Origin of the sequence: Streptomyces sp. FH025, assembly GCF_017427025.1 — a bacterium.
Lineage (GTDB): Bacteria > Actinomycetota > Actinomycetes > Streptomycetales > Streptomycetaceae > Kitasatospora.
Map to the genome: position 1 here is coordinate 1 of NZ_JAFLNG010000525.1, position 5,561 is coordinate 5,561.

Annotated in this window: 7 protein-coding genes; 3 read left to right on the forward strand and 4 right to left on the reverse strand. The window is 73.5% G+C overall.

Annotation, left to right across the window (positions count from 1 at the left end; all coding sequences use genetic code 11):
* The 4 genes from J0670_RS28445 to J0670_RS28460 form a co-directional block, all read right to left on the reverse strand.
* Positions 1-605, reverse strand: a 605-nt coding sequence (locus J0670_RS28445) for an alpha/beta hydrolase (RefSeq protein ID WP_207814557.1), incomplete at its 3' end; no start/stop codon positions are given.
* Positions 606-677: 72 nt separating this feature from the next.
* The gene (locus tag J0670_RS28450) at positions 678-1,007 is read right to left on the reverse strand and encodes a hypothetical protein (protein ID WP_207814558.1); all 330 of its coding nucleotides are present in this window, start codon (positions 1,005-1,007) and stop codon (positions 678-680) included.
* A 197-nt stretch (positions 1,008-1,204) separates the two neighbouring features.
* The gene (locus J0670_RS28455) at positions 1,205-2,719 is read right to left on the reverse strand and encodes a serine/threonine-protein kinase (RefSeq protein WP_207814559.1); all 1,515 of its coding nucleotides are present in this window, start codon (positions 2,717-2,719) and stop codon (positions 1,205-1,207) included.
* A 58-nt stretch (positions 2,720-2,777) separates the two neighbouring features.
* On the reverse strand, positions 2,778-3,095 hold the full coding sequence (locus tag J0670_RS28460) for a helix-turn-helix transcriptional regulator (RefSeq protein ID WP_207814560.1): 318 nt from the start codon (positions 3,093-3,095) through the stop codon (positions 2,778-2,780).
* A gap of 166 nt (positions 3,096-3,261) precedes the next feature.
* Here J0670_RS28460 and J0670_RS28465 point away from each other — a divergent pair, with 166 nt between their 5' ends.
* The 3 genes from J0670_RS28465 to J0670_RS28475 all read left to right on the forward strand — a co-directional run.
* On the forward strand, positions 3,262-3,633 hold the full coding sequence (locus J0670_RS28465) for a VOC family protein (RefSeq protein WP_207814561.1): 372 nt from the start codon (positions 3,262-3,264) through the stop codon (positions 3,631-3,633).
* Between the two features lie 56 nt (positions 3,634-3,689).
* Positions 3,690-4,325: a TetR/AcrR family transcriptional regulator gene (locus J0670_RS28470; RefSeq protein ID WP_207814562.1), complete on the forward strand. Its 636-nt coding sequence runs from the start codon at positions 3,690-3,692 to the stop codon at positions 4,323-4,325.
* Positions 4,322-5,561, forward strand: a 1,240-nt coding sequence (locus J0670_RS28475) for a carotenoid oxygenase family protein (protein ID WP_207814563.1), incomplete at its 3' end; no start/stop codon positions are given. The genes J0670_RS28470 and J0670_RS28475, both read left to right, overlap by 4 nt.

A 5,561-nucleotide genomic window follows, 5' to 3' on the forward strand; every position in this document is an offset into this window, starting at 1 on the left:
GTGGTCAGCGCGTTGATGTCGGCGGTCCGCCGGAGCAGGTAGTGGTTGCCGCCGGGCACCTCGTACCGCGCCAGGTCCGGGACGACCCGCCGGGCGCGCAGCGCGTACTCCAGGGACCGCGCGGCACTGGCCTCGCTGCGGTCGGCGGTGCCGTGCACGATCAGCACCCGCCGCCCGGCCAGCTGCTCGACCCGGTCGCCGCTGGGCAGCCAGGGCGCGATCCCGGCCACCCCGGCCACGCTCGGGTGTCCGGCGCACCAGAAGGCCGCCCGCCCGCCGAGCGAGTTGCCGATCAGCACCACCGGCGCGCCCGGGTGGCGGCGGGCGAGCTCGTCCAACGCCCAGTGGGTGTCCGCCGCGGTATCGGCGTCCGCGCCGTTCCAGCCGCCGTAGCGGTAGCGCAGCAGGTGCACCGCGAGGCCGTGCGGTCGGCCGCGGTCGGCCAGCCCGGTGGCGAGCTCGCGCAGGCCCAGTTCGGCGGCCTTCAACGGCCTCCGGCGGCTCCGGAGGAACCCGCCGGGCAGCAGCAGGGCGACACCGGTGACCCGGCCGTCGCCCTCCCACGGGGTCAGTCGTGCGGTGCGCGGACGCTGCGCTCGGAACACGCCCGTCCTTCCTGCTCGGAGCATGCCCGCCCGCCTCCGAGGCGGACGTCGTTCCAGGTGGACAGGCGGATTCTACGGTTCCGACGCCGGGTCGCGGTGCGCCAGCAGGGACCACAGCACCCAGCCGGTGACCCGGGTGCGGTCGACCATGACCTTCGCCCAGCGCGCGCCCAGCGGTGAGGTCCAGGTGTCCAGGACCTCGACCTGGTCGCCGGAGCTCGCGAGTCCGATCACGGCGTCGTCGCCGAAGTGGTCGATCCGGACGTTGGCGGCGTTCGCGGAGACCTCCCACCATCCGGCGCCGACCTCGGGGGCCGGTACGTCGCCCGAGGTGACGGCCGCCGGGATCAGCAGGATGGACAGCGAGATCACCGAAGCCGTCGCCCGGCCGATCACGGCCACGGCAGTCTCGCGGTGTCGCTGGGCTCGGGTCGGGCCGGAGCCGGGGAGAACGGGGAGGTCATGTACAGCAGAACGAGTCGCCCCGCGTGCGTGTACGGCCGCCCGCCGACGCTCACCCGGTCGGGCGAGCGCGACGGCGGGGCGTCGGGGGAAGTTTGCTCTGCGTTCAACTGCCGATCTGAAACGCCGAGTTGGACTCAGTGGCGACGCCGCTGATCCTCGCCCTCGGCGGCGGAGCGGGTGCGTCCGGACAGCAGCTCCTGCATGCTCGGCAGCTTGCGCCGCTGTGGCGCGGACGGGGCGGACGGCGCGGACGGCGCCGCGGAGGAGGGCGGCCCGGCCAGTTCACGCGGTTGCTCCCGGCCCTCGGGGGCAGGGCCGAGGCCGGCCTTGGCCACCGCGTCGGCCAGGAAGTCGGAGGCCTGCCGGCGAGCGTTGTCCATGCTGCGCCGCAGCTGTTCCGCGTCGTTGCGCAGCTTGTCGGCCTGCCGGCTCAACAGGTCGTTGCGCTGCTCGGGCAGGCCGTGCCGTTGCTCGCCCGGCTCGGCGCGCCGTTCGGTCTCACCGACCTGCCGGAGGCTGGCGGAGGCCCGGGCGGCGGCCTCGCGCTCGATCTGCGCGCCGCGCGCCCGGGCGTCGGCGATGATCTGCTGCGCCACGCTCTCGGTGTGCGCCCGGATGTCGGCCAGGTCCTGTTCGGCCTGGCGGCGGTGGTGGGCGACGTCGGTCTCGAAGCGCCGCCTGAGCAGGGCGACCTCCTCCTGGGCCCTGGCGAGGAGCGCGTCCGCCTCCTGACGGCGGGCGAGGACGTACGGGTCCTCCTCGGCGGTGGGCACCTCGCGCACGGTGGCCTGGCGTCCGGCCTGCTGCCGTTCGGCCGATTCGACCCACTCGACGAGCCGGAGCAGGCGTTCGGCGACCAGGCCGGCGTCGGCCGGGCGGTGGGCCGGGTCCTTGGCGAGCAGGTCGAGAACGAGGGCGTCGAGTTCGGCGGGCAGACCGGGCCGCAGGAAGCCGGGGGCGGTGGGCGGCGCCTCGCCGTGCTGGCGGATCAGCTCGTACAGGGTGCCGCGGAACGGCGTGCGGCCGGTGAGGAGTTCGTGCAGGAGGCAGCCGAAGGCGTAGAGGTCGGAGCGGGCGTCCAGGCCGCGGCTGTCGAAGCGTTCGGGGGCCATGTAGGCGGGCGTGCCGACGATGACGTTGGTGCTGGTGACGCCGTCGTCGGCGGTGCCGGTGCGGGCGATGCCGAAGTCGACGACCTTGACCGCCCCGGAGGGCTGGATCATCACGTTGGCCGGTTTGACGTCCCGGTGGACGACGCCGGCGCGGTGCGCGGTGGCGAGCGCCTGGGCGATCTGGACGGCCCAGCCGAGGGCCTGGCGCAGCGGCAGCGGACCGTCGGCCAGGTGGCGGCTGAGCGGGACGCCGTCGAGCAGCTCCATGACCAGGAAGAACAGCGGGCGTTCGGCCGTGCCGTGCCGCCCGAAGTCGTGCACGGTGACGATGGACGGATGGTTGAGCGCGCCCGCGGTGGCCACCTCGCGGGCGAACCGGGCCGCGTCCTTGGGGGAGTCGCCGCCCGGGAGCATCACCTTGACGGCGACCAGGCGCTGGATGCGCGTGTCCTGGGCCTTCCAGACCGCCCCGAACGCGCCCTCGCCGATCTGCTCGACCAGTGCGTACCGTCCGTCGAGTACCTCGCCCGGCTGCATCGCCGCCCCCCTCCGCGTTCCGGTCCTCCTCAACGTATCGCGCCGCCCGGCCGCTCCGTCATCCGCCGCAGCCGGGCGGCGGCGTCTCCAGCACGGCGCCGAGCAGCTGCGGGAAGCGGGTGTCGAGGGCCTCCCGGCGCAGGGTGACCAGCCGGTTCTTGCCGCTGGTGCGGACGGAGACGACACCGGCCTCGCGGAGTATCCGCCAGTGGTTGGAGAGGGTCGAGCGCGGTACGTCGAACCCTTCGGGGCTGCAGGTGGTCTCGCCGTCCTCGGCGATGCGCCGGACGAGTCGGAGCCGGACCGGGTCGCCGAGGGCGTGCAGCACGGTGGCGAGGTCGAAGTCCTCGGGGTGGGGCTGGGGCAGGGTCCGCATCGGAGGTCCTCGGGTCAGGTCGGCTGCTGGTGCTGCTGGTGCCACTGGTGCTGGGGGTGGTGCCGGAAGTGGAGCGCTGTCTAGTATCTCGGTTCGACAGTTCGGGAAAGTCGAATTGATCTCGACGCTGATCTTGACGGTCGAGCGGGATCTCGGAGGTTGGACGATGAAGGCACTGGAGACGCTGGCCCGGGTGTACGTGGACGACCTGGACGCGGCGCTGCCCACGCTGCGCGAACTCACCGGCGAGGAGGCGGGGTTGCGCTTCCCGTACGCCGGTGTGGAGGTCGCGCGGATCGGCGGTCTGCTGGTCGTCGCGGGCAGTGAGGAGGCGCTGGCGCCGTTCCGCAGGGTGCAGGCGACGGTGCTGGTCGACGATCTGGACGGCCTCGGGCAGCTGCTCCGCGACCGTGGCGGCGAGCTGCTGGACGGCCCCAACGAGGTGCCGACCGGGCGCAACGCGACCGCCCGGCATCCGGGCGGGGCGGTGTTCGAGTACGTGGAGTTCGCGAAGGACCGGCCGGTCTTCGCGGGCTGAACTCGCCTTCCGGAAAAGGGTGGTAACGCTGTTTCTTGTGGGTTACGTTGTTACCCATGAGCACGCCCTACCAGGACGCGCTGCGACACGGCCAGGATGCCGTGCGCGCCGTGATCCTCGACCGCGCCATCACCCTCCTCGTCGCCGAAGGATCCGCCGCACTGACCGTGCGGCGGATCGCCGGTGAGATCGGCTCCTCGACCAAGGTGCTGTACACGATGTTCGGCGGGAAGGAGGGTCTGCTCGACGCGCTGTACCGGGAGGGCTTCGCGAGGCTGCGCCGCGCGCAGGAGCAAGTCCCGTACGGGGAGGACCCGTTGGCGTACCTGACTGAGCTCGGCCGGGTCTACCGGGAGCGCGCGCTCGCCGAACCCGCCTACTACCGCGTGATGTTCGAGCAGCCCGTGCCCGAATTCCGGCCCGGAGCCGAGGCGTTGGCGGTCGCCCGGACCGTCTTCGACGCCTCGGAAGCCGCCGTGGCCGCCTGCATGGCGGCCGGGCTCTTCCGGCCCGGGGACGCCCACGAGGTCTCCAAGCTGTTCTGGGCGGCCACCCACGGTGCGGTCAGCCTGGAGCTCGCCGGGCACTTCGCCCCGGACGAGGCGGGGGCGCGCTACGAGGCGCTGATGGCCGCGCTGGGGCGGTCCTTCGCAGCCGGTCCACCACCTTCCGACGAGAGGACGACACCGTGAGCCGGAACCACCACCGGCGGGACAGCCACCCGCGAAACCGGTACCTGTCCGGGAACTTCGCCCCGGTGACCGAGGAGGTCACCGCGTACGACCTGCCCGTCACCGGGCGGATCCCGGCCCACCTCGACGGCCGCTACCTGCGCAACGGCCCCAACCCGCTGGGCATCGAGGACCCGGCCGCGCACCTGTGGACCCTCGGCGCGGGCATGGTGCACGGCGTCCGGATCCGCGACGGGCGCGCCGAGTGGTACCGCAACCGCTGGGTGCGCTCCGGCGCCGTCGCCGACCGGCTCGGTGAGCCGCGGCGCGGCACGCCCGTCGACGAGCGGCTGGACATCTCCCCGAACGTGCAGGTCGCGGCCCTGGCCGGGCGCACCTACGCGCTCATCGAGGGCGGCATCCGACCGTACGAACTCACCTACGAGCTGGACACGGTGGGCCCCTGCGGGCTGGGCGCCACGCCCGAGGGGTACAGCGCCAACGCGCACTCGATCCTCGACCCGCACACCCGCGAGCTGCACTCGCTCGCCTTCCGGTACGGCTCCGAGCACGTGCAGCACATCGTGATGGACGCCACCGGCACCGTCCGGCGCAGCACGCTGATCCCGGTGCCCGGGAACCCGTACATGCACGATTTCGCGCTCACCGAGCGGTATGTGGTGCTGTACGACACACCCGTGGTGTTCAGCGCCGCGCACCTGGCCACCGGCGTGCCCTTCACCTGGGACGACCGGCGCGCCGCCCGGGTCGGGGTGATGCCGCGCGAGGGCGGCGAGGTGCGGTGGTTCGAGCTCGCGCCGCACCTGGTCGGGCACACGCTCAACGCCCACGAGCGGACGGCGGACTCGCTGGTGGTCGACGTCATCCGGCACCCGGAGGGCATGGACCTGCGCGACATCGGCGCGAGCCGGCCCACGCTCGACCGCTGGACGATGGACCTGGCGGCGGGCACGGCGAAGGAGGAGCGGCTGGACGACCGGATCCAGGAGTTCCCGCGCCTCAACCCGGCGCACACCGGCCGCCCGTACCGCTACGGCTACGCGGCCGCCGTCGAGCTCTACGCCCCGCCCACCGGCCCCGAGGACGACCGGCCGGACGAGGGCTTCAGCAACGCCCTGCTCAAGCACGACCTCGCCCGGGGGACGGTCGAGGCGCACGAGTTCGGGCGGGACGGGGCCGTCGGCGAGGGGGTGTTCGTCGCCGCCGAGTCGCCGACGGCCGAGGACGACGGGTACC